The organism is Rudaea cellulosilytica DSM 22992 (assembly GCF_000378125.1).
Taxonomy (GTDB): domain Bacteria; phylum Pseudomonadota; class Gammaproteobacteria; order Xanthomonadales; family Rhodanobacteraceae; genus Rudaea; species Rudaea cellulosilytica.
Map to the genome: position 1 here is coordinate 1045753 of NZ_KB899241.1, position 22696 is coordinate 1068448.

Annotated in this window: 21 protein-coding genes; 5 read left to right on the plus strand and 16 right to left on the minus strand. The window is 64.5% G+C overall.

Annotation, left to right across the window (positions count from 1 at the left end; translation table 11 throughout):
- Nucleotides 1-18 precede the first annotated feature (18 nt).
- The 3 genes from phhA to yiaA all read left to right on the plus strand — a co-directional run bounded on the left by phhA (nucleotide 19) and on the right by yiaA (nucleotide 1949).
- The gene (phhA, locus tag F455_RS0104670) at nucleotides 19-909 is read left to right on the plus strand and encodes a phenylalanine 4-monooxygenase (RefSeq protein ID WP_018972112.1); all 891 of its coding nucleotides are present in this window, start codon (nucleotides 19-21) and stop codon (nucleotides 907-909) included.
- Nucleotides 909-1400 (plus strand): ribonuclease E activity regulator RraA, encoded by a 492-nt coding sequence (gene rraA / locus F455_RS0104675; protein ID WP_018972113.1) that lies wholly within the window; start codon nucleotides 909-911, stop codon nucleotides 1398-1400. The genes phhA and rraA overlap by 1 nt, the downstream gene beginning before the upstream one ends.
- A gap of 114 nt (nucleotides 1401-1514) precedes the next feature.
- Nucleotides 1515-1949 (plus strand): inner membrane protein YiaA, encoded by a 435-nt coding sequence (gene yiaA / locus F455_RS0104680; RefSeq protein ID WP_018972114.1) that lies wholly within the window; start codon nucleotides 1515-1517, stop codon nucleotides 1947-1949.
- Between the two features lie 85 nt (nucleotides 1950-2034).
- Here the strand turns inward: yiaA and F455_RS0104685 are convergent, their stop codons facing one another.
- The 5 genes from F455_RS0104685 to F455_RS0104705 all read right to left on the minus strand — a co-directional run bounded on the left by F455_RS0104685 (nucleotide 2035) and on the right by F455_RS0104705 (nucleotide 7050).
- A complete protein-coding gene (locus F455_RS0104685) occupies nucleotides 2035-3156 on the minus strand; it encodes a porin (protein ID WP_245539937.1) in 1122 nt (373 codons plus the stop codon).
- Between the two features lie 590 nt (nucleotides 3157-3746).
- On the minus strand, nucleotides 3747-5495 hold the full coding sequence (locus F455_RS0104690; protein WP_018972116.1) for a DUF885 domain-containing protein: 1749 nt from the start codon (nucleotides 5493-5495) through the stop codon (nucleotides 3747-3749).
- 20 nt (nucleotides 5496-5515) lie between these two features.
- The gene (locus tag F455_RS0104695) at nucleotides 5516-5860 is read right to left on the minus strand and encodes a TfoX/Sxy family protein (RefSeq protein WP_026293073.1); all 345 of its coding nucleotides are present in this window, start codon (nucleotides 5858-5860) and stop codon (nucleotides 5516-5518) included.
- Nucleotides 5861-5940: 80 nt separating this feature from the next.
- Entirely contained in the window at nucleotides 5941-6639 is a 699-nt protein-coding gene (locus tag F455_RS0104700; RefSeq protein ID WP_018972118.1) for a helix-turn-helix transcriptional regulator, read from the minus strand.
- 36 nt (nucleotides 6640-6675) lie between these two features.
- Complete coding sequence (locus tag F455_RS0104705) at nucleotides 6676-7050, minus strand: VOC family protein (RefSeq protein ID WP_018972119.1); 375 nt, start codon at nucleotides 7048-7050, stop codon at nucleotides 6676-6678.
- 154 nt (nucleotides 7051-7204) lie between these two features.
- Between F455_RS0104705 and F455_RS0104710 the strand changes: the two genes are divergently transcribed.
- Both F455_RS0104710 and F455_RS21860 read left to right on the plus strand, forming a co-directional pair.
- A complete protein-coding gene (locus F455_RS0104710; RefSeq protein ID WP_018972120.1) occupies nucleotides 7205-7918 on the plus strand; it encodes a 2OG-Fe(II) oxygenase in 714 nt (237 codons plus the stop codon).
- 120 nt (nucleotides 7919-8038) lie between these two features.
- Nucleotides 8039-10204: a hypothetical protein gene (locus F455_RS21860; RefSeq protein WP_018972121.1), complete on the plus strand. Its 2166-nt coding sequence runs from the start codon at nucleotides 8039-8041 to the stop codon at nucleotides 10202-10204.
- A gap of 30 nt (nucleotides 10205-10234) precedes the next feature.
- Here F455_RS21860 and F455_RS19800 read toward each other — a convergent pair whose 3' ends face one another.
- From F455_RS19800 to F455_RS0104770, 11 genes are all read right to left on the minus strand, one after another.
- Nucleotides 10235-11596: an amidohydrolase family protein gene (locus F455_RS19800; protein WP_018972122.1), complete on the minus strand. Its 1362-nt coding sequence runs from the start codon at nucleotides 11594-11596 to the stop codon at nucleotides 10235-10237.
- A gap of 55 nt (nucleotides 11597-11651) precedes the next feature.
- Nucleotides 11652-13190 carry a threonine ammonia-lyase, biosynthetic gene (gene ilvA, locus F455_RS0104725; RefSeq protein WP_018972123.1) on the minus strand — a complete coding sequence of 513 codons (1539 nt, stop codon included), beginning with the start codon at nucleotides 13188-13190 and terminating at the stop codon, nucleotides 11652-11654.
- A gap of 46 nt (nucleotides 13191-13236) precedes the next feature.
- Nucleotides 13237-14349 carry a PA0069 family radical SAM protein gene (locus tag F455_RS0104730; protein ID WP_018972124.1) on the minus strand — a complete coding sequence of 371 codons (1113 nt, stop codon included), beginning with the start codon at nucleotides 14347-14349 and terminating at the stop codon, nucleotides 13237-13239.
- 53 nt (nucleotides 14350-14402) lie between these two features.
- Entirely contained in the window at nucleotides 14403-15284 is an 882-nt protein-coding gene (locus F455_RS19805; protein ID WP_018972125.1) for an aldose 1-epimerase, read from the minus strand.
- Nucleotides 15285-15303: 19 nt separating this feature from the next.
- Complete coding sequence (locus F455_RS0104740; RefSeq protein ID WP_018972126.1) at nucleotides 15304-16506, minus strand: glycoside hydrolase family 27 protein; 1203 nt, start codon at nucleotides 16504-16506, stop codon at nucleotides 15304-15306.
- Between the two features lie 25 nt (nucleotides 16507-16531).
- Nucleotides 16532-18094 (minus strand): sodium:solute symporter family transporter, encoded by a 1563-nt coding sequence (locus F455_RS0104745; RefSeq protein ID WP_018972127.1) that lies wholly within the window; start codon nucleotides 18092-18094, stop codon nucleotides 16532-16534.
- 77 nt (nucleotides 18095-18171) lie between these two features.
- A complete protein-coding gene (locus F455_RS0104750; protein ID WP_018972128.1) occupies nucleotides 18172-19053 on the minus strand; it encodes a 2-dehydro-3-deoxygalactonokinase in 882 nt (293 codons plus the stop codon).
- Between the two features lie 142 nt (nucleotides 19054-19195).
- Complete coding sequence (locus F455_RS0104755; protein ID WP_018972129.1) at nucleotides 19196-20134, minus strand: SMP-30/gluconolactonase/LRE family protein; 939 nt, start codon at nucleotides 20132-20134, stop codon at nucleotides 19196-19198.
- A 1-nt stretch (nucleotide 20135) separates the two neighbouring features.
- Nucleotides 20136-21284 carry a galactonate dehydratase gene (dgoD, locus tag F455_RS0104760; protein WP_018972130.1) on the minus strand — a complete coding sequence of 383 codons (1149 nt, stop codon included), beginning with the start codon at nucleotides 21282-21284 and terminating at the stop codon, nucleotides 20136-20138.
- Nucleotides 21281-21907 (minus strand): 2-dehydro-3-deoxy-6-phosphogalactonate aldolase, encoded by a 627-nt coding sequence (locus F455_RS0104765; protein WP_018972131.1) that lies wholly within the window; start codon nucleotides 21905-21907, stop codon nucleotides 21281-21283. The genes dgoD and F455_RS0104765 overlap by 4 nt, the downstream gene beginning before the upstream one ends.
- Nucleotides 21904-22671: an SDR family oxidoreductase gene (locus tag F455_RS0104770; RefSeq protein WP_018972132.1), complete on the minus strand. Its 768-nt coding sequence runs from the start codon at nucleotides 22669-22671 to the stop codon at nucleotides 21904-21906. Before F455_RS0104770 ends, F455_RS0104765 begins: the two co-directional genes overlap by 4 nt.
- Nucleotides 22672-22696: the final 25 nt, after the last annotated feature.

The window sequence follows — 22696 nt, forward strand, 5'->3', positions numbered from 1 at the left end:
TTCGCCCAGAGCGCCGCCATGAACGCACAGCCTCGCCGCGTCGAGCATCAGCAAACCGACAAGGGCAACGTGCCCGTCTACACGACGGCCGTGGTCGAGCAGCCGTGGGTGAGCTACAGCCGCGACGACCACGCGACGTGGGCGACGCTGTTCGAGCGCCAGCGCGAAGTGCTCGTCGGCCGCGCCTGCCGCGAATTCATCGGCAACCAGCAGCGCTTCGGCATGACGCAGGACGCGATTCCGAAGTTCGAGGACCTCAATCGCGTGCTCAAGGCGGCGACAGGTTGGGAATTGATCGGCGTCGAAGGCCTGCTGCCGGAGCTGACCTTCTTCGATCATCTCGCCAACCGGCGCTTTCCGGTTACGTGGTGGATCCGCCGCCCCGATCAGATTGACTACATCAGCGAACCCGACCTGTTCCACGACCTGTTCGGCCACGTGCCGCTGCTGCTCGAACCGATGTTCGCCGACTACATGCAGGCCTACGGCGCGGGCGGGGTCAAGGCGCACGGCGTCGGTGCCGAAGCGCTGGTCAACCTCACGCGCCTGTACTGGTACACGGTCGAGTTCGGTCTGATCAAACAGGACGATGGCCTGCGCATCTACGGCTCGGGCATCGTCTCCTCCAAGGGCGAGTCGATCCACAGCCTCGAATCGGCGGCGCCGAACCGCATCGGTTTCGATCTGCATCGCATCATGCGCACGCGCTATCGCATCGACACGTACCAGAAAACGTATTTCGTCATCGACAGCTTCGAGCAGCTCATGCGCGCGACCGAACCGGACTTCACACCGTATTACGCCGAGCTTGCCGCGCAACCGTCGATCCCCGCGGGCAACGTGCTCGAAAGCGACAAGGTCTACCAGCGCGGCAGCGGCGAGGGTTGGCTCAAGGACGGGGATGTCTGATGGCCACGCCGAGTCCTGCCACGGCAGATCTTTCCGACGCACATCCCGAAGCACAGGCCTGCGCGCCCGTGTTCCGCGACTACGGCGGCAAGCGCACATTCCACGGACCGATCGCAACGCTCAAGGTGTTCGAGGACAACGCGCTCGTGCGCGCGACGCTGGAAACGCCGGGCGCGGGCCGCGTGCTCGTCGTCGACGGCGGCGGTTCGCTGCGCTGCGCGCTGGTCGGCGGCATGCTCGGCGAACTTGCGGTGAAGAACGGCTGGGCCGGCATTATCGTCAACGGTTGCGTGCGCGACACGGCGGAACTCGCCGCGCAGGACGTCGGCGTGAAGGCACTCGCCGCGCATCCACGCAAGAGCGAGAAAGGGTTGCATTCGGGCATGGCTGATCGCGTGGTCGAATTCGCCGGCGTGCGTTTCCAACCGGGCGCGTGGCTGTACGCCGACGCGGACGGCATCGTCGTCGCCGATCGCGCAATTCACTGCTGAACCGCACGATCCCGCGCGGATCGCCTGTCGATACCCGCGCCCGCGCTGCGCGACAGGCGCCGAACGCGCGCGCATGCTGGCCGCGCCAATCCGGCAGCAACGACGGGAATCGACATGAAAGCGCAACTGCAACGCCCGACCGCGGCCTTCGTCGGCGCCTCGTGGGCGGCGTTGTTCCTCGGTGTGATCACCTACCTGTGGGGCCTGTGGCACGCGCAGATGGCTCTCAACGAGAAGGGCTACTACTTCGCCATCCTCGTGTTCGGTTTGTTCGCAGCGGTATCGCTACAGAAATCGGTGCGCGACCGTAGCGAAGGCATCGCCGTCACCAGCATCTACTACGGCCTGTGCTGGACCTCGCTGATACTCGCCATCGTGCTGCTGACTGTGGGCCTGTGGAACGCGACGCTGGCGCCGAGCGAGAAGGGCTTCTATGCGATGGCCTACGCGCTCGGCCTGTTCGCCGCGGTGGCAGTGCAGAAGAACGTGCGCGACCTCGCCGCGTCCGGTGCCGAGCTGCCGCTGCAGCGTGATGCGGACAGCATCTGATTCGCAGGCAGTGCGGGGGAGATGGCCTTCCCTGGCCTCGTGCACAGCGCATGTCCCGGCGTGGTGCCACGCCGGGGCCAGATAGTCAGAAGAAAACGATGCCGCCGAGCGAACCGCCCCACATTTTGGCAGTGTTGCCGAGATAGTCCTTCGATTCGGTGCGACCGAACTCGCCGACCAGGGTCACGCTCTTGGTCAGCTTGTAGTAGAGGCCGCCGGTGACATTGGCGTTGGACTTGAAGCTGCCGTTGAGCAGGTAGTTGTACTCGTTGTCGTCCTTGGTGCGGCTCTCGCCGTAGTTCAGACCGAACTTGAGCTTCTCGGTGAGGTTGTACGAGCCCTGGACCAGATAGTTGCGGCCCTTGACGTCGCCCTGGTCGCCGTCGCTGAGGATGCCGATGCCGGTGCCTTCCTGATAATTGACCAGGAATCCGAACGGACCGCCCGAATACGAGGCACCGATCTCGCCCGCGGTCTCGGTGAAGTTGCCGCCGCTGTTGTTTGCGCCGTAGAACTTTTGCGATTTCAGACCGACCCAGGCCTTGAAGCCGTTGCCGGCCCAGGCGAGCTGACCCTGGAACTGCGGATAGGCCTTGGACACGAACGGCGCCGTGTCGACCGGACTCATGATGCCGCCCGAGAATGTGAAACCTCCGCCGAGCACCGGCGAGGTATAGGTCATCTGGCCGTAGTGATCCAGATAGGTGTAGCCGGCGCCGATGTGGCCGAGCGTGACGCGACCGCGCTGCGTGGCCTGCACCGGGGCACCCGCACCGAGCAGGGTCATGTCGCCGAGGATCGCGTTGGCACCGAAGATGCCGTAGTCGCGACCGATCTTGAGCGTGCCCGCTTCAGCCGTGCCGATCGTGAAGAACGCCTGGCGCACGTCGACGCCACTGTTCGCGGCGATGCCGGAATCGGTGGCCGCATGCACCATGATGCCGATCGTGCCGCCGATCTCGATGCCGTCCTGTACGGTCTTGAACTTGGTAATCAGGCCGCTGGGCAAAAGTCCGTTGCCGATCGTCGTCTTGTGATTCTCGCCGCTGCAGCCGAGCGCCTTGCCGGCCAGCGCGGGACCGCCGACGGCGTCGCCCGAACAACTCGTCGCCGTGTAGTACGCGTTGACGATGCCGCCGACGTCAACCGTCCAGTCTCCACTCGCCAATTCCACCGCGTAGGCCGGCGTCGCCAGCAACGCGGACACGGCGATTGCGATAATCGCGAATCGCTGGTCCCGCAACGCGAACGAACCCGTGCCGGCGTGCTTCGCACTGCCTGCCTGCATTTTTTCTTTCGACTTCGAACTACATTGCATGTTGTCCTCCCAATTGGGGGCCGCTGCGGGCCCATCGACGGAACTCGAATCACCCCGGTCGGATTCGGCCAAACAACATCCCACCGCGGCCCGTTGCACGAAATCCGCAGGCTCCTTGCGTGTTTTGGTGGTTCCTGATTTCGTCCCCGCTACGGCCATTGCACAACGTTGCAGGCAGTGTAGTGACCGGGTCGCGGGCGCCAGTCGTTTGAAAGTGGCAGTCAACCGCGCGCGCGCTGGAAATCGATCCGATGTTGCGGCGCAAGGCAACCGGAAAGCCTGTTCAGTGCGGATCTACGACTGTGGTATCCCGCAAGCGCAAAATTTCCGCTGTCCGGCTTTGGAGCAATTTGACCGGGTCAGGGACGTGACAGCCTGTTTCAGGATGGAACAGGCACTCGCCAACATTACCGCGACAGCGAAACCGGGCGCTTCGATTCGACCCGGTTGAGCCGGCTCGACGGAAGTCGCCCGGGAGCTCAACCCGCCTTGTTCTGAGCGATATAGGCGTCGATGTGTTGCTCGAGCACCGGCAACGGCACCGAGCCTGTCTCGAGCACGGCGTCGTGGAAGCTGCGAACGTCGAATTTCTCACCGAGCGCTTTCTCCGCGCGCGCGCGCAGCTCGACGATCTTGATCTCGCCGAGCTTGTAGCTCAGCGCCTGCCCGGGCCAGGAAATATAGCGGTCGACTTCGGTTTCGACTTCGTGCTGCGACAACGCAGTGTGGCCGGCGAGATAGTCGATTGCCTGCTGCCGCGTCCAGCCCTTGTGGTGGATGCCGGTGTCGATGACCAGACGCGCGGCGCGCCACATCTCGTAGGTCTCGCGACCGAAGTCGTCGTACGGGGTCAGATAGATGCCCATCTCCTTGCCGAGCTTCTCGCAGTACAGCGCCCAGCCCTCGCCGTAAGCGGATATGTAGCTGTGCGAGCGGAATTCGGGCTGCGCCTTCGCCTCCTCGGCGAGTTCGCCCTGCAGCGCGTGGCCAGGTGCGGATTCGTGCAGGGTCAGCGCGGTGAGGTTGTACAACGGCCGCGATGGCAGATCGTAGGTGTTGACCCAATAGGTATGCGCACTGCCGCGGCCGGCGGTCCAGAACGGCGCGATCGCGTCGGGCACCGGCACGATGCCGAAACGGCCGCGCGGCAAAGTCTTGAAGTACTGGCCGAGCTTGGCGTCGACGCGCTTGGCGATCCACGACGCGCGCATCAGTAGTTCGTCCCCGGTCTTGGGATAGAACTGCGCATCGCTGCGCAGGAACTTGAGGAAGGCCGGGAAGTCGCCCTTGAAGCCGGTCGCGCGCATCGTCGCCTGCATCTCCGCATCAATGCGCGCGACTTGCTTGAGGCCGATCTCGTGGATCGCATCGGGATCGAGATCGAGCGTGGTGTATTCCTTGATCTGCTGGCGATAGAACGCTTTGCCGTCCGGCAGCGCTTCGGCCGCGAGTGTGGGGCGCGCGCGCGGCACGTATTCCTCGCGGAAGAACCTGAGCAGCTTCGCGTAGGAAGGGATGACCTTCTCGCGGATCGCCCGTGCCGCGTCGGCGCGCAGCGCGGCCTGCGCATCGGCGGGAATCGTCGACGGCAACGCCGCGAACGGCTTGTAGAAATCGCTGTCCTCCGCTTTTTCCACTTTGGTAAATGTGGAAATGGATACATCACGACCGGCCAGCACCGCGCGCGGCACGGAAAAACCGCGCTTCAAGCCGGCACGCATGTTGCCGATCTGCTCGTCGAAATAACGCGGCACGTCGTTGAGGCGGGCGATGTAGGCCTTGGCCGCGGCCGCATTTTTCAACGGCCGGTCGGCCATAAAGCGCAGGTCGGACCAGAACTGCGAATCGCTGTTGAGCGGCATCTCGTAGTCGCGGAAACGGACGCCGGCGGCGAGATTCTCGAGCTGCGGCTTGTACACCGCGTAGTTGACCTTGTTGCCGGGCGAAAGCTCGTCCGGCTTGATCGAGGCGAGCTTCTTTAGCACGTCGTCCCAGTAAGCGAGGCGCGCCGCCTGCGCCTTGGCGTCGACCGCGGGCAGGCAGTCGTCCTTGTCGGCCGCTTCGCGATCTTCGTTGTCGAGGCCGGGGAACTGCTGCTGGCGCCAGGTCCATTCGGACTTGTACAAATTCTCGAAGCGCTCGTCGGCACTGCCTTGATCGGGACTTCCTGCGTGGACCTGCCCCACGAGCGCGGAAGTGAGCAACAACGCTATGCACAGACGCTTCATTCGAACATTCCCGGATTGTGTCATTTCTTCGGCTTCTTCTTGCGCGGCGGTTTCGGCAATGGCATCGGCAGCTGCGCCGTGGTGATCGCGACCAGACGCGCCAGCCACTCGCGTTCGTCCCATTTCTCCTCGGCAACAAGATACCAAGGTTTGGCCTGCGGGTAGGGTTGGGCGAGCTCCACTTCGCCGAGGAATTCGCGACCCGCCTCGGTCGGCTTGACGAACAGGCGATCGTCGCAGACCAGCGCGACGAGGCGTCCGTCGCAATACAGGCCCCATTCGCCGAACATCCTGCGTGCCGAGACAGTGCCGGCGCCGGCGATCTGCTCGAGAATGAAATCGACGTTGCGCTGCGACGAAGACATGATCATTACACGCGGCAATACTGCCGCGTGCCCTTCGGGCCATTCGCTGCGCGAATGTTCGCTTCGGCGTCCATACCTTCTCAGTCCCTCATTTCGGGATTGGCGCTGGCCGCGCGCAGATACGCTTCAAGCCCACGCTCGGGCGTTTCGACGAAGACCTCGCCAGTGGTCTCGAACACGGCCATGCGGTCGGGACGGAAACTGCGGAAGTCGCGGCGCAGCCGGCACCAGGCGCCGAGGGTCCACGCGCCGCCCCAGAACGCTAGGCACAGCGGCTCGATCTCGCGCTCGCTCGCGCGACCGGCGCCATCGGCGTAGTCGAGGCGCAATACGCGATGCTCGACCACGGCTTCGTGCAGACGGTCGATCACGCTCGCGCGCTGCATGCGCTCGCGCCAGGTCGGCGCGAAGATGCGCGAGCGTTCGCTGCGTTGCTTCAGCTCCGCCGGCAACACCGCCTCGATTTTGAGCAGTGCCGCCTGCGCACCCTTGGCCAGGCGTGCGCCGGCGAAAGCACGCACGAAACGCGTGCCGACGACGAGCGATTCGAGTTCGTCGGCGGTGAACATCAGCGGCGGAATGTCCGCGCCCTTGCGCAGAACATAGCCGACGCCGGCCTCGCCCTCGATCGGCACGCCCGAAGTCTGCAGGTCGACGACGTCGCGATAGACCGTGCGCAGCGAAACGCCGAGCGTTTCCGCGAGGCGCCGCGCGGGTAGCGCCGTGCGACGCCCGCGCAAGGCGTGGATGATGAGGAACAAACGGTCGGCGCGGCGCATCCGCACATGATAGCGCCGCCCCGATTCATCCGAACCTCACACCGGCGAGAACAGGCCGACGCGATTGCCTTCGCTGTCGATGAACTGAGCGAAGTAGCCGATGCCGTCGGGCAATTCGGTACGCGGCACGATCGTGTCGCCGCCCTGTTCGTGCACGCGCGCGAGCACGGGGCGCAAATCCTCGACGTTGAGATAGATCGTGCTGCCGAGCACCGATGGCTCGAGTTGCTCGTGCTGGATCAGCGCGCCGCTCGCATTCGGTCTGCCGCCGTAGGGGAACACGGCCATCTCGCCGCCACCCATGTTTTCGCGCTTGAGCTGTACGCCGAGAATGGTTTCGTAGAACTTCTGCGCACGATCGAGGCGATTGGCGGGAATCTCGAACCAGGCGGGGACATTCGGATTGAGCATGACGGTTTCCTTGTTTGCGGTTGGGGTGCCACTGCGCAGCCATCATGCGCGGGGGCTGCTGCCAGCCTGATGTCAGCAGACATGGTTGGCGGCGGGCTGGCGCGGTCTTGCCACAGCCGCGACAATAGGTGTGTTTTGGCTGCATGGAATATCGATGGGCCTTCCCGATTTCATCGAAGTTTTCGACAACGCCGCTCCGGTCGAGCAATGCCGGGCGCTGATCGCGGCGTTCGAGGCCAGCGACAACATCGCGCGCGGCGCGATGGGCGGCGGTGTCGAGACCTCGATGAAGAACAGTTGGGACATCTGCATCTCGGACGACGCACGCTGGAAGCAGGCCGAGACCCAGCTCAACAATGCGATGCTGCGCAGCCTGCTCGCCTACCTGCGCAAGTACCCGTACACGATCCTGGGCCCGGTTTGGCTGCGCATGAAGGATCCGCAGACCGGCGCTTCAACCCTGCTCGACCCGGACCGCCTTGCCGCATTGGACGACACACGCCTGACTGCGCTCGTCATGAAGGCATTCCGTCCCGGCCAGATCAACGTGCAGAAATACGTTGCCGACGAAGGCGGCTACCCGCGCTGGCACTGCGAGGTCTATCCCGAGCGCAAGCCCGACACGCTGAGTCGGACCCTGCTGTGGACGCTCTATCTCAACGACGATTTCGACGAAGGCGAAACCGAGTTCTATCACCAGCAGCGCAAGATCACGCCGAAGACCGGCAGCTTGCTGATCGCGCCCGCAGGTTTCACCCACACGCATCGCGGCAACAAGCCGAAGCGAGCGCACAAGTACATCGCGACCTCGTGGGTGTTGTTTCAGAGTGCGGAAGTCCTCTACGGCAACGCTGCAACGACGGGCTAGATGCGCGTTTACGCACAAAACGGAAGTTGCGAGCGGCCTATGCTGTCGCTCGCCGTTCCGCACCGCGACCCGTAAGGTCCGGCGTGAATTTGCTGCCAACGATCGTCTCGGATTCGAACGATGCGATATTTGCCTGCTCTGCTGTGCGCACTGTTGTTGACCGGCGTCGCCGCGCCTGCGGTGCAGGCGACCCCGCGTTTCCCGCCCGGCGCTATCTGGAACCAGGACATTTCCTCCCAAGCCGCCGATCCGAATTCGGCGAAGATGATCGCCGCGAGCATCGGCTGGGGAACGGGGACCACCCAGTTCCAGCTCGACTTCTCGATGCACACACTCTACACCGCCGGGCAGGCAACTACGTCAACCGCATTGGTCAAGGAACCCGGCTATTACCTGCCCGACTGCGATACCGGCGTGAGCGTGCCTTTGCCGGCCACCGGCGCGATCGAAGGTTCGAGCAACTACAGCTGCGATATCGCCAATAACGACTGCCACTTGTTCGTCGTAGACGGCAACACGCTGTACGAGTCCTATCAAACCACCGTGGACACCGCCGGCCTGCATTCGCTGTGCCTGGTGAAATGGCGGCTCGATCTCGTTTATCCGCAGAACGGTCGCGGCGACGGCTGCACGAGCGCCGACGCGGCAGGCTTTCCGATGGCGCCGCTGATCTTCGGCCCTGACGAAGTCTACGCCGCGATGCAGACGAACGGCGACCTCGGCCATGCGATCCGTTTCATCCTGCCAAACAGCCGCATGCGCCGCGGCGCCTACGTCTATCCGGCCAGCCACAACGGCGCGCCGAATTCGTCTTCGCCCGACGCAATTCCGTATGGTGCGCATCTGCGTCTGCAGCCGGGCTTCAACATCTCTGCCTACAACCCGGCCGCGCAGGTCATCCTGCGCACGCTGAAGAAGTACGGGATGTTCCTGTCCGACGGCGGCTCGGTGCCGCTGACGGCCGACGACGGCATGTTCAGCACACACCAATGGACGGATCTCGGCATCGACTCGCACTCTTTGTTCGGCGTCGCTCTGAGCAACTTCGAGGTAATGCCTCTGGGCACTGTTGTCGCCTACGACAACAGTAGCGCCGCGGCAGAATGCGTGCGCAACAATTTCGGCGCGACGGTACTACCAAGATTTCCGGCGCGCATCCTCGACACGCGCGCGGCATTCACCACGAGCGACGGACTGTTCGCCGGCGGCGGGGCACGCGGCGCGGGGTCGACCCTCGACCTGCTCGTTGCCGGCCGCGGCGGCGTGCCCGCGAGCGGCGCGACCGCGGTCATGCTCAACCTGACCGCGACCAACACGACCGCACTCAGCTTCGTCACCGCGTGGCCGACCGGAACGAACTGGCCGCTCGCGTCCAACCTCAACTTCACTGCCGGGCAAACGGTGCCGAACCTCGCGCTCGCAGGCCTCGGCAACGGCGGCATGGTGTCGCTGTTCAACTTCGCGGGCACGACCGACCTGATTGCCGATACCGCGTGGTATTTCGATGCCGCATCAAAGGTGGCGGCACTCGTTCCCGCGCGCATCCTCGATACGCGCCCCGGATTTACAACCATCGATGGGCAGTTCGCCGGTAGCGGCGGCTTGGGCAGTGGCCAGAAGCTTGATCTCAAGGTCACGGGGCGCGGCGGCGTTCCCGCCAGCGGCGTCGCCGGGGTGGTCATGAACGTCACGGTGACCGCTCCCGCCTCAATCGGTTACATCACGGTTTGGCCTAGCGGCCAGGTGCAGCCGCTGGCGTCCAACCTCAACTTTGCGCCTGCCCAGACGGTGCCCAATCTCGTTGTCACCGGCGTTGGAACGAATGGCGAGGTATCGTTGTTCTCCGGTGGCAGCACGCAGCTGATCGCCGACGTCGTCGGCTGGTTTCCAAGCGATGCGCAGTTGATTTCGCTCACGCCGGCGCGTCTGCTCGATACCCGCGCGGGTGGTGGCACGCTGGACGGGAAATTCTCCGGCATCGGCGCAATGGGCGCGCAGGCGATGCTCGATCTCGACGTCAGTGGCCGCGGCGGCGTTCCTGCGAACGCGGCTGCGGTCGTGCTCAATGTTACCGCGGTGTCGCCAAGCGCAGTCGGTTACATCACTGCTTGGCCTTCGGGTTTCTCGCGCCCGAATGCGTCGAACCTCAACGTCGCGCCGGGGCAGACACGTCCGAACCTCGTGATTTCCGCGATTGGCAGCAATGGCAAAGTCAGTCTATTCAACTCCGCGGGAACGACCGATATCGTCGTTGACGTGCTCGGCTGGCTGGCGCCGGGGTCGTAGTCGCAATACCCCTACGACGAGAGGCGGCGTTCAATACCCCGCCGACGCCTGTCGGTAGCTTGCGCGGACGCGAGCTTTCAATGCGTCGAGTTCGGCCGCATCGCGCCAGTGGCCAGCGGCCATGACACCAAGCGGCTTGCGCAGCGTCGCCAGCGAATCGAGCGGATTCCGCGCGGAAAGAACCAGATCGGCGCGATATCCCGTCACGACGACACCAAAGTGGTCGCCGTGCTTGGTTCGCTCGATGAAAGCGCCCGGCGCGCGCGTCGCGGTCGTCAACGCCTGATAGCGCGTCAAACCCGAAGCTTCGAGTTCGGCGAGATCGTCGTGCAACGAAAATCCCGGAAGACAGCCCGGAACGGCCGGCGCATCGGTCCCGGCGACCAGTTCGACGCCCGCGTCTGCCATCGCCTTGACCAGGCGGCGCAAGAATTCGAGCTTGGCCTCGAGTCTCGCGCTCTTGCCGACATAGTCGCTCGTCTGCCAGTGCAAGCGGTCGTTCGGGTCGAGGAAATACGAGTCGGGCCGCGCGAGAAACTGTGCAACAACTTCCGCGTGGCCGATCTGATGCGCGATCGCGGCATAGGTGACGAGGTCGGCCGTGACGGTCGTTGCGTGACGCTTCGCCAGCGCAACCGCTGCGGGAATGCGGCCGACTTCCGGCGGCGTGTCAGTTTCCTCGACGCCGAGCGGAGTGAAGAATGTGTAGAAGAATTCCTCCGCATGCGCGACCAATACTTGCCCTTGCTCGAGCTGGCGTTCAAGCCGCACCGCACGGACGCCGTGTCCGATCACCGGCAAGCCGAGCCGCGCACCTTCGTCGGCGAACGCCGAAAACACCTCGGGCGAGAGGTCGACATAGACCTTGATGAAGTCGTAACCGTTCGTCTTCGCCAGGCCGACGAAGGCGCGTGCTTCATCCTGCGTGCGCACGACGAAGCCGTTGTAATCAGGCGAACCATCGACGAGAAAACCCGTGTAGACGTGCGGCCCCGGCAGTTCGCCGCGGTTGACCGCGGGTACGATCTTGTCGACGAAGCCCGCGCGCGCGTCGCCCATGTTGAGCACCGTGGTCACGCCATTGGCGAGATAAACAGCGAGGTCGTTCTTTGTCTGCGAGTGTGTGTGCATGTCGGCAAGCCCTGGCGACAGCCAGGCCGTGCCGTGACCATCGACGCGTGTCGCGTCGGCCGGCACGTCTATGCGGTGGCCGATCGCGACGATGCGATCACCGCGGACCAGCACGGTCTGATCGCGCAGCACGTGCTCGCGGTCCATCGGCAGCACGTTGACGTGGACGAAGGCGGTCGCTTTCGCCGATTCCGCGTCGGCATGCACGGCGGCCGACAAGAAGAACAAAGCGATCGACAGCGCACTAATACAACGAAGCATCCGGAATTCTCCTTTCTGAGGCGCACCGTTCGATGCGCGGAGACAGCTCCGGGGTTTAATCGCCGCGCAGCAGGAGTCGATACGCCGGATTCTCGCTCTCGTCGCGATATGCATAGCCGAGCCGGGCGAGGAAGTCGGCGAAGCTGGCGCGATCGGCCGGCGGCACCTGGATGCCGACGAGGATGCGACCGTAGTCGGCGCCATGATTGCGATAGTGGAACAGGCTGATGTTCCAGGCCGGATCGAGCGCGTCGAGGAAACGTCCAAGCGCTCCGGGGCGTTCGGGGAAATCGAATCGGTAGAGCAGCTCGTCCGTGGCGAGATCGCCGCGGCCACCGATCATGTAGCGCAGGTGCAGCTTGGCGAGTTCGTCGTGGGTCAGATCGAGCACCTCGAAACCGCCTTGTGCAAAAGCTTCGGCGATGCGCGCGGGCTCGTCGCGGTCGCGGATCTGCACGCCGACGAACAGCCGTGCCTGCTTCGGATCGCCGATGCGGTAATTGAATTCGGTGATGCTGCGCGCGCCGAGCAGGGTGCAGAAGCGGCGGAAGCTGCCGCGCTCTTCGGGAATCGTGACCGCGAACAGCGCCTCGCGTGCCTCGCCGACTTCGGCGCGTTCGGCGACAAAGCGCAAGCGATCGAAATTGAGATTGGCGCCGCTGGCAATCGCGATCAGTGTCTCGTCGCGCAAGTTCTCACGTTCGGCGTATTGCTTGGCGCCGGCAACAGCGAGTGCACCCGCCGGTTCGAGCATGCTGCGCGTGTCGGCGAACACGTCCTTGATCGCGGCGCACAAAGCGTCGGTGTCGACGCGCAGCACCTCATCGACGTGCTCGCGGCAGAGACGGAACGTTTCCTCGCCGGCGAGCTTGACCGCGGTGCCATCGGAAAACAGGCCGACTTCGCGCAGCTCCACGCGCTCGCCTTGTTCGAGCGAACGCGCCATCGCATCCGAATCTTCGGTTTGCACGCCGATGACCTTGATCTCCGGGCGCACGGCTTTCACGTAGGCGGCGACACCCGCAATCAGACCGCCACCGCCGATCGGCACGAAGATCGCGTGGATCGGCGCCTGGTGCTGACGCAGGATCTCCATCGCGACCGTACCCTGACCCGCGATCACATCGGCATCATCGAACGGATGAACAAGGGTCAGGCCGCGCTCGGTGCCGAGCTTGACCGCGGCGGCGTAGGCATCGCTGTACGACTCGCCCGCGAGCACGATCTCGACCGCATCGCCACCGTGCGCGCGCACCGCGTCGATCTTGACCTGCGGTGTCGTCACCGGCATCACGATCACCGCGTGCGTACCGAGTTTTCTCGCCGCAAGCGCCACGCCCTGCGCATGATTGCCCGCCGAAGCGGCGAACACGCCCCGCGTGCGCTGCTCCGCGCTCAGCTGCGCCATCTTGTTGTAGGCACCGCGCAGCTTGAACGAGAACACCGGCTGGTTGTCTTCGCGCTTGAGATACACGCGGTTGTCGAGACGCGCGGACAGGTTCGGGGCGAAATCGAGTTCGGATTCACGCGCAACGTCGTAGACGCGCGCGGTGAGGATTCGACGCAGGTAATCGTTGGCGTTGGGCGGACTCATCGGCCGCAGGGTATCACGCGGCAACTCAGCCAGGACCAACGTCGCGCTAGGAAAACAGTTCCCCTTGCGGCGACGGCACGCGCGGCGCGATGAATTGCGTGGTGTCGAGCTGCACCGGACGGCCGCGGTTGATGCCGTGCTTGCGGCAGGCGAGCTGGAAGCGCTGGCGGATCAGTTCGGCGAACTGGCCTTCGCCGCGCATGCGCGAGCCAAAATTCGCATCGTTGTCGCGGCCGCCGCGCATCTGCTGGATCAGGCTCATCACATGCTCGGCGCGTTCAGGCACGTGCAAGGCCAGCCATTCGCGGAACAGATGCTTGAGCTCATACGGCAAACGCACGATCGTGTAGCCCGCGGCGGGTGCACCGGCTTGCGCGGCGCCTTCGAGAATTTTCTCCAAGTATTTGTCCGTCACCATCGGGATGATCGGCGCGACCATCACGCCGCAGGGCACGCCGGCCGCATTCAGCGTTTCCACGGCCTTCAAACGTCTGTGCGGCGCACTCGCACGCGGTTCGAGCGTGGACGCGAGGCGATTGTCGAGCGAGGTGACCGAAACGAAAACGTGCACGAGCTTCTGCTTGCCGAGTGGCGCGAGCAAATCGATGTCGCGCTCGACCAGCGCATTCTTCGTGATGATCGTGAACGGATGTTTGTGCTCGGCCAGTACTTCGATGATCGACCGCGTGATGCGGTAACGCCGCTCGATCGGCTGGTACGGGTCGGTGTTCGCGCCGAGATTGATCGGCGAGCAGACATAGCTCGGCTTCGCCAGCTCCTTGCGCAATTGCTCGGCGGCATTGGTCTTCGCAAACAACTTGGTTTCGAAGTCGATGCCCGGCGAGAGATTGAGATAGCTGTGCGACGGCCGCGCGTAGCAATAGATGCAGCCATGCTCGCAGCCGCGATAGGCGTTGATCGACGCCGTGAAGTGAATGTCGGGCGATTCGTTGTGGCTGATGATCGTGCGCGCACGCTCTTCGGTCACCGTCGTTTGCGGACGCGGCTCGAGTTCGCTGTCCGGCTCCCAGCCGTCGTCCTCGCGCGTGGTCGTGCACGATTCGAAGCGGCCTTCGGGATTCGACGGCGCGCCGCGGCCTTTGACGCGCGCGGGCACATCGAGGCGGTCTGTATAGTCTGGGGTGCGTTCGCGGCGCATGACCCAAGTATGCGCCGCGCGCGTCTCAGCGCCTGCGAAACCTCAACGCACTTTCAGGCTTCCGCGGAAGCGCGAAAGGCGAATCGCCGCGTCAGCGTTTGCCCCGGCGCGAGCAGAGTCATACCGTTTGCAGCCGCGCCGCCGGGCAGGTTGACCGCGTCGGCGGCGTGGTCGACCGGCTCGAAGCAAAAGAAGTCGCGCTGCGCCGGCACATAGACGATGTAGCGATCGACATCGGCATCGATGTCCAGACGCAATCCGCGCTGCGGCCAGCGAATCGTCGCACGGCCGTCCCAGCCGTCGAAGAAGTTGTCGAGCCCATCGGGCAGCGCCGCGTCACCAGCGAAATCCCAGGCCGCGGGCACGCCGATGCGTTCGACCGGCAGCGGCGTGCGGCCATCGTTGCGCCAGACACCCTGCGCCGGGGCTTGCAAGCTGACCCTGCCGTGGCGCGGGAAGAACGGATGTAACCCGAGGCCGAACGGCATCGGGATATCACCGGTATTCGTCGCGCTCAAGGTCACGACGAGCGTCTTGTCGTCGAGCGCGTAGTGCTGCACGGCCCGGTAGCAGTAACCCGCCGCAACGGTTTCCTCGAGCGTCAATGACGCCTCGCACGCCGATGCATCCGCAACTTGCCATGCGCGCTGCCAACCGCTGCCGTGAATCGGCCACGCTTCTTCGGCGCGATTGAGCGGCAAATCGATGCGGTGTCCGTCGATGGAGAAACCGCCACCCGACACGCGGCCCGACCACGGGATCAGCGGATAGCAGGCGAGACGGTTCGGATCGGGTGTTTCCGATGACGACGCCGTGCGGTCGAACGTGCGCATCAGCGGCGCCGCCGCGCCGTCCGCGATCCAGTCGAAACGAACGAGTCCTCCGCCCCACGCGGGTTCGATCTCGAGCAGAAGGGAAGGACTCGTCAAAATCATCGATGCATTCCGGTGTGGATTAGAGCGCGCTGATGCGGTACATGGCGGTTGCATGCGGCGCCAGTTTGACCTGAATCGCACCGTCGCCCTTGGCGTCCGCATGCTCCCACAGATCGCGAACAGTATACTTTTTCGTCTTATCCAGGTGCAGCTCGGCGGCGGTGACCGAGGCGTCCTTCGCGGCATCGGTCTCGTTGAACACAGCGACGGCGTGGCTGCCGTCTTTGAGCGGCTTGACGATGACGTGCACGCCGTCGGCTTCGCGGATGCGGTGGCCCTGCTCGCCGAGCGTGTCCTGGTCGACCGCGATCACTTCCTTGTTGAGCAGGATCTTGAGCGCATCGGGTTTGATCTTGCGCAGGTCGGTGCCGATCATCAGCGGCGCGGCCATGATCGCCCACAGACTGAAATGGCTGCGGTACTCGGTGTCGCTCATGCCGCCGTTGCCCACTTCGAGCATGTCGGGATCGTTCCAGCGGCCCGGTTTGGCGTGGGAATTGAGAACGACGTTCTCTTTGAATATTTTCAGCATGGAGGGGTACTTGTCCTCGATGTCGCCCGTCGTGCGCCATGAGTTGCCGCCGACCGGTTCGCCGGCCCACAGCCACGCCTTGTTTTCACCCCATTCGCAGAGACTGTAGAAGATCGATTTGCCGGTCGCGCGCAGCGCTTCGCCCATCGCCTGATAGCGGATGCGCGCGTCGATGTTTTCGTTGTTGCAGTTGTCGTACTTGAGGTAGTCGACGCCCCACGAGGCGTACGTAGCCGCGTCCTGCTTCTCGTGCCCGAGTCCGCCGGGGAAACCGCGGTTTTCCTCCTTCGGCTCGCAGGTCCACGTGCCAGCGCTCGAATACAAGCCGAACTTCAGACCTTTGCTGTGGATGTAGTCGGCCAGCGCCTTGATCCCGCTCGGAAAGCGCACCGGATTGGCCTGGATGTTGCCGTTCGCATCGCGCTTCCAGTTGGCCCAGCAGTCGTCGATATTGACGTAGGTGTAGCCGGCGTCCTTGAGACCGAGTTCGATGAACTTGTCGGCGATGCCGCGGATCATCGCCTCGTTGAATTCGGCGCGGCAGTGCGTGGAGTTCCAGTTGTTGAAGCCCATCTGCGGCGTCGGCGCGAGTTCGGCCGCCGTCTGCGCGGCCTGGGCGTGGAAGGAGGCGGCGACAGCGCAGAATGCAAACGCCACCGACCGCAGGATTTTCAACGTGAGGTTTTTCATCGAAGTTCTCCGCAAGAAACAGACATCACCAAAACACCGTGTAGAGCACGATCAAGATCGCGACGACGGCAATCGCGCCGAGATTGAAACCGTTTGAGGTACGGAAGCTGACGTCGTCGGTGCGAATGCGATTCTTCGCCGGCACGCTCGCGCTCAGCAGCGAGACGACGACGGCGAGCAGCAACGACAGCAGGAAGACCAGGCCGACGCGATTCATGAACGGCATCGACGGCAGCCCGAGCCGGATCGCGAGCGACAGCACGACCGAGCCGATCGCCGCTGCGAGCGCACCGGCCTCGTTCGCGCGCGGCCAGAACAGGCCGAGCAGGAAGATTACGGTGATGCCCGGGGTGAAGTAGCCGGTGAAATCCTGGATGTATTGAAATGCCTGGTCGAAGCTGCCGAGCAACGGCTTCGCGCTGAGCACGCCGATGATGACGGCGACGACCGCGGCGACGCGGCCGACGTTGACCAGATGGGTCTGTTCGTTACGTCCGCTCAGGCGTGCGTAGAAATCGAGCGTGAAGATCGTCGCGATCGAATTGATCTTGGAGGCGAGCGAAGCCATGATCGCGGCGACCAGCGCAGCGAAGACGAGACCGAGCACGCCGGTCGGCAGCAACGCCATCATCGTCGGATAGGCCTGATCGGGGCGCGCGAGGCCCGGCGCGAGCGCGATTGCCGCGATGCCGGGCACGACGACGACCAGCGGGATCAGCAATTTGATAAATGCCGCGAGCAGCACGCCCTTCTGTGCTTCGCCGATATTCTTCGCCGCGAGTCCGCGCTGGATGATGTACTGGTTGAAGCCCCAGTAGCTCAAGTTCATCACCCACAGGCCGCCGACAAGCACGGCGATGCCCGGCAGATCTTTGTAGTAGGGGCTGTCCGGCGGCAGGATCATGTGGAAATGGTCGGGGTGCAGGTCGAGCAGCTTGTGGAAGCCGGCGAGCACGCCGCCTTCGCCGCCGATCTGGCCAAGCGTGATCGCGGCAACGAGCAGGCCGCCGATGACGAGCAACGACACCTGGACGAAGTCGGTCAGCGCGACCGCCTTGAGGCCACCGTAAAGCTGATAGGCGAGCGAGAACGCACCGAGCAGAACGAGCGCGGCGAACTGGTCCATGCCGGTGACCTGGCTCACCGCGATCGAGCCGAGCCAGAGAATCGAGGTCAGGTTGACGAACACGTAGAGGATCAACCAAAACACCGCCATCACCGTGCGGATGCGCGTGCCGTAACGCTCTTCGAGAAACTGCGGCATCGTGTTGATGCCGTTGCGCAGGAACACCGGCAGGAACCAGCGGCCGATGATGAGAATCGTCGCCGCCGCCATCCATTCGTAAGAGGCGATCGCGAGGCCGAGCGCGTAACCCGAGCCCGACATGCCGATGATCTGCTCGGCGGAGATATTCGCCGCGATCAGCGAGGTGCCGATCGCCCACCACGGCAGCGCCTTGCTCGCGAGGAAGTAGTCCTTCGCATCCTTCTGATGGCTGCCTTTCTCGCGCGACACCCACTGCGCGAGAGCGAAGATGCCGACGAGATACGTCAGCACGATAACGATGTCGAGCCACGAGAGCTTCATCTTTCCCTCCTCCTTATGTTCCTCAACCGCGACCGATTTGTCGCCGATGAGAATTTTCTATTTTTTGAAACGCTTATTTACGCAAGCAATCGGGCCTGCTTCGCCAACGCGTAGCAGCCGTGGGCGGATGCGAGTTCCGAGTGCCCATGCGCCGCATGTCCGCGCACGGCGAGCGCCGCTTTGTAAGCAGCGAGCAGCGACGATGCGCCGACGAGGTGCACCGTGCCTGTATCCGCCGGCAGATCGTTGAGTTCGTGTCCGATCAACAGGCCGGAAAGGAACGGACGCAGCTGTGTCGGCCGCAACGCATCGAACAGGCCGAGCGTGCGCACCGCGAACAGGTGATGCAGCAGGTCGCCCGCGCGCGCGGCGTGGGCGACACCCTGCGCGAACGCGTCGGCGTCGTGCTCGCCGGGCTGCATCAGGCGCCCGAGCACGCTGTGCGAGCAGAGCAATTCGAATAGCTCGCCGGTCATCGCCGTAGCGAAGCGTTCGACACGTCCATTCGCAACGGTCGCGAGTTTGCTGTGCGTGCCGGGCAGGCACACGGTTTGCGGTTGCGACGCCAATTCGGCGAGCACCCCGCAGATCTGGGTTTCCTCGCCGCGCATCACATCGTAGGCGCCGGCGTCGTTGCGGCTGCGCAGGCCGGGCACGATCCAGATCTCGCGCTCGGCGAATTCGTCCGCGGGCAGGCGCTGCAGCGCCGAGGCGATCTCGCCCAGACCCGCCGGGCAATCGACGTACGGCACTTCAAACCAGCCTTGCCGGCTGCCGACCATGCCCGCCATGACGATGAGCGCGTCGTCCCAAGCGTCGATCTGCTCGCGCAGCGTCTCGGCGAAGCGGCCTTCAGCGGCGAGAACGCCGCGGGTGGAACGACGTTGTTCGCGCACCTGTCCGCTCTCGTCGAGACGGAACGCGCGCAGGCTCGTGCTGCCCCAGTCGATCGCGATCATTGAATTCGTCCTCGACGCGTAGCGAGCGAAGAGAATTTGTGCGTCGCCGGAGCGCAGGAACCGGAGCATACAAACAAGTATGTGAGGATTCCGAGCACCGCCGGCGCGCAAATTGTCGAGCGCAGTAGCTTCGTGGACGGATTCATAGGCCGACGAACCGTTCTTCGGCCAGGCCGACCACGCCCGCGATCTGCGCACAGAACACGCCGCCGGCCTGCGGCTCGCGTTCGAGCTGGGTGGAGCTCAAATCCTCGCGCGCCGTGGTCAGGTAAAGCGTATCGAGGCGCGCGCCGCCGAACGCGGGACAACTCGGGTTTGCGGTCGGCACCGCGACTTCATGTTCGATCGCGCCATCACGCCCATAGCAGACGACGCGGCCGGCGCCCCACTGCGCACTCCACAGATGCCCGTCGCGGTCGACCGTGGCTCCGTCGGGGCTGGCCGGTGCGTCGACGCGCGCGAATAGGCGCGGCGCGCCCGTGTGTGCGCGCTCCGCGTCGTAGTCGCAGACCATGATTTCGCCTCGGCGCGTGTCGCAGTAGTAAAGCGATGCGCCATCGGGCGCGAACGCGATGCTGTTCGGGATCGCGACGCCACCGAGATCGAGTGTGCGCAGCCCGTGGCGTGCGGAATATTGATAAAAGCGGCCGATCGCGCGTTTCGGCGACGCTTCATCGAGCGTGCCGAAAACGAAATTGCCGCGACGATCGGTGCGGCCGTCGTTGAGGCGCAGCGTGGCATGTTCGTTGATCGCGACGAGGAGCTGCGTCGCGAGGCGCTCGTCTGTTTCGTTGTCGCGCAGGTCGGCGAGATAGAGTCCCTTGGCGAGGCCGAGCAGCAGGCGGCCGGATTCGCACAGGGCGAACGAGCCGAGACGATCGGGCAGGCGCCAGCTTTGCGTTGCGCCGTCGCGCAGTCGATGGCGCCACAGGCGCGCAGCGTGGATGTCGGTCCACAGCAATACCTGCTCGCGCTCGTCCCAGACGATGCCTTCGCCGAGCTCGCAGCGGCAGTCCACCGCGAGTTGCGCTTGCGCGCGACTCGGGTCGGACGGTTTCGACGCAGTCGACGCTACGCTCATCTCACCATTCCGCAACGCTGCCGTCTTTGTGGCGCCAGACCGGATTGTGCCAGTCCGGCGCGCTGCGGCTACGCTCGATCACGACCGCCTCGTCGATCTCGATGCCGAGGCCCGGCCCGGTAAGCGGTTTCACCGAGCCCTGTTCCATCGCGAACGCGTCTTTGTTGACGACATAGTCGAGCACTTCGCCGTCGGCGTTGTAGTGGATGCCGATGCTCTGTTCTTGCAGCACCGCGTTCCAGCTGGTGAAGTCGACGTGCAGGCACGCGGCGAGCGCGATCGGGCCGAGTGGGCAGTGCGGCGCGAGCGCGACGTCATAGGCCTCGGCCATCGCCGCGATCTTCGCGCACTCGGTGATGCCACCGGCATGCGACAGGTCGGGTTGGACAATGGCGACGCCGCCACGCTCGAACACGTGCTTGAACTCGAAGCGCGAGTACATGCGTTCGCCCGCGGCGAGCGGAATCGCGGTCTGTGCAGCAAGGCGCGGATAGTATTCGGCCTGCTCGGCGAGCACAGGCTCCTCGATGAACAGCGGCCGATACGGTTCGAGTTCGCGGATCAGCGTCTTCGCCATCGGCGCGCCGACGCGGCCATGGAAGTCGAGGCCGAATTCGATCGTGTTGCCGAACGCGGCACGGATCTCGGCCACCTTGGCGACGGCGGCATCGATTGCGCGGCTCGAATCGACCAGGCCCAGTTCCTCACAGCCGTTCATCTTGAACGTGTCGAAGCCGTGCTCCATGCGCGCGCGAATCTGCGCGATGATGTCGGCCGGACGATCGCCGCCGACCCAGCAATAGGTTTTCATGCGGTCGCGCACGAGACCGCCGAGCAGCTGGTACACCGGCACGCCGAGCGCCTTGCCCTTGATGTCCCAGAGCGCCTGGTCGATGCCGGCGATTGCACTCATGAACACCGCGCCGCCGCGATAGAACGCGCCACGATACATGGTCTGCCAGTGGTCGTTGATGCGTGCGGGATCCTTGCCGATGAGCTGCTCGCCGATCTCCAGCACCGCCGCCTCGACGCTGCGCGCGCGGCCTTCGACCACGGGTTCGCCCCAGCCGACGACGCCTTCATCGGTGTCGACCTTGAGGAACATCCAGCGCGGTGCGACGCGGTAGGTGGTGAGCTTGGTGATTTTCACTGCGACTTCTTCCTGAAGGACTGAATGAACGCCTCGGCGCGGGCATGCGTCGCGGTGGAGATTTGGCCCGGCTTGTACAGATCGCCGCCGAGCCCCGCGCCGCTGCATCCCGCGCCGAGGAAATCGTGAAGGTTGTCGGGGGTAACGCCGCCGACCGCAAACAACGGCACGCTCGGCGGCAACACTGCCTTGAGTGCGCGCACGTAGCCCGGGCCCATGTTCGCGGCCGGAAACAGCTTGAGAATCTGCGCACCGGCGGCGAGGGCGGCGAACGCCTCGCTCGCGGTAAGAAAGCCTGCAGCAACGGTGAGACCGGCGGCGACCGCATGCCGGATCAGGGGCGGATCGGTATTCGGCGTGACCATGAGCTTCGCGCCGGTCGCCGCGAGCGCGTCCGCGTCGGCCACGTTGAGCACCGTTCCTGCGCCGACGATCGCGCGACCGTTCGCATGCTGCTGTGCCCGCTCGACACTGTGCAGCCAGTGCGGCGAATTGGTCGGAATCTCGATCAACGTGATGCCGGCCGTGATCAGCGCATCGACGTGAGCTTCGATGTCGTCCGGCGTGATGCCGCGCAGGATGGCGATCAGCGGCAGATGCGTGGTCCAGTCCATCGTGTTCATTCGTGGTAGAGCTGCGAACGGCCGCCGTCGATCAAGATGTCGGTGGCATTGATGAAGCGCGCTTCGTCGCTGGCGAGGAACAATGCGGTGTAGGCGACTTCCTCGGGCGTGCCGATGCGCTTGCACGGCAGCAGTTCGGTCTGGCGACGGCGCTCCTCGGGCTGCGCCTGGAACCAGCGCTCGATGCGCTCGACCATGATCAGCCCCGGTGAGATCGAATTGCAGCGCACGCCGCGCGCTGCGTATTGGATGCCGAGCGCCTTCGTCATGCCGATCAAGCCGTGCTTGGCGACCGGATACGGAAACGCGCCCGGGATGATCTTGTGCCCATGCACCGAGGCGATGTTGACGATCGCCCCGGCTTCGCGCGCGAGCATGAAAGGCAGCACCGCGCGGCTGAAATTCCAGGCGCCGCCGAGGTTGGTGGCGAGATTGCGCTGCCACTCGGCGCTCGTCAGCGCGAGCGGCTCGGCAAACACGTCGGCGCCCGCGTTGTTGACGAGCACGTCGATGCCGCCGAAACGTTCGCCGACTTGGGCGACGAACGCGCCGACCGCGGCTTCGTCGGCGATATCGCCCTGGACGAAATGCTCGCAGACTCTGGCCGCGTCGCCCGTCGGTGCAGCGCGGTCGTAGCCGGCGACGCGGGCGCCGTGCGCGGCGAACAGCTTGGCGATCGCCGCGCCGATGCCGCTGGCCGCGCCGGTGACGATCACGCGTTTGCCGGCGAGGCGCGATGCCGAGGATGGGTTCTGTGCGGTCATGACAGCGAAAATCCCCTGGGGCGAT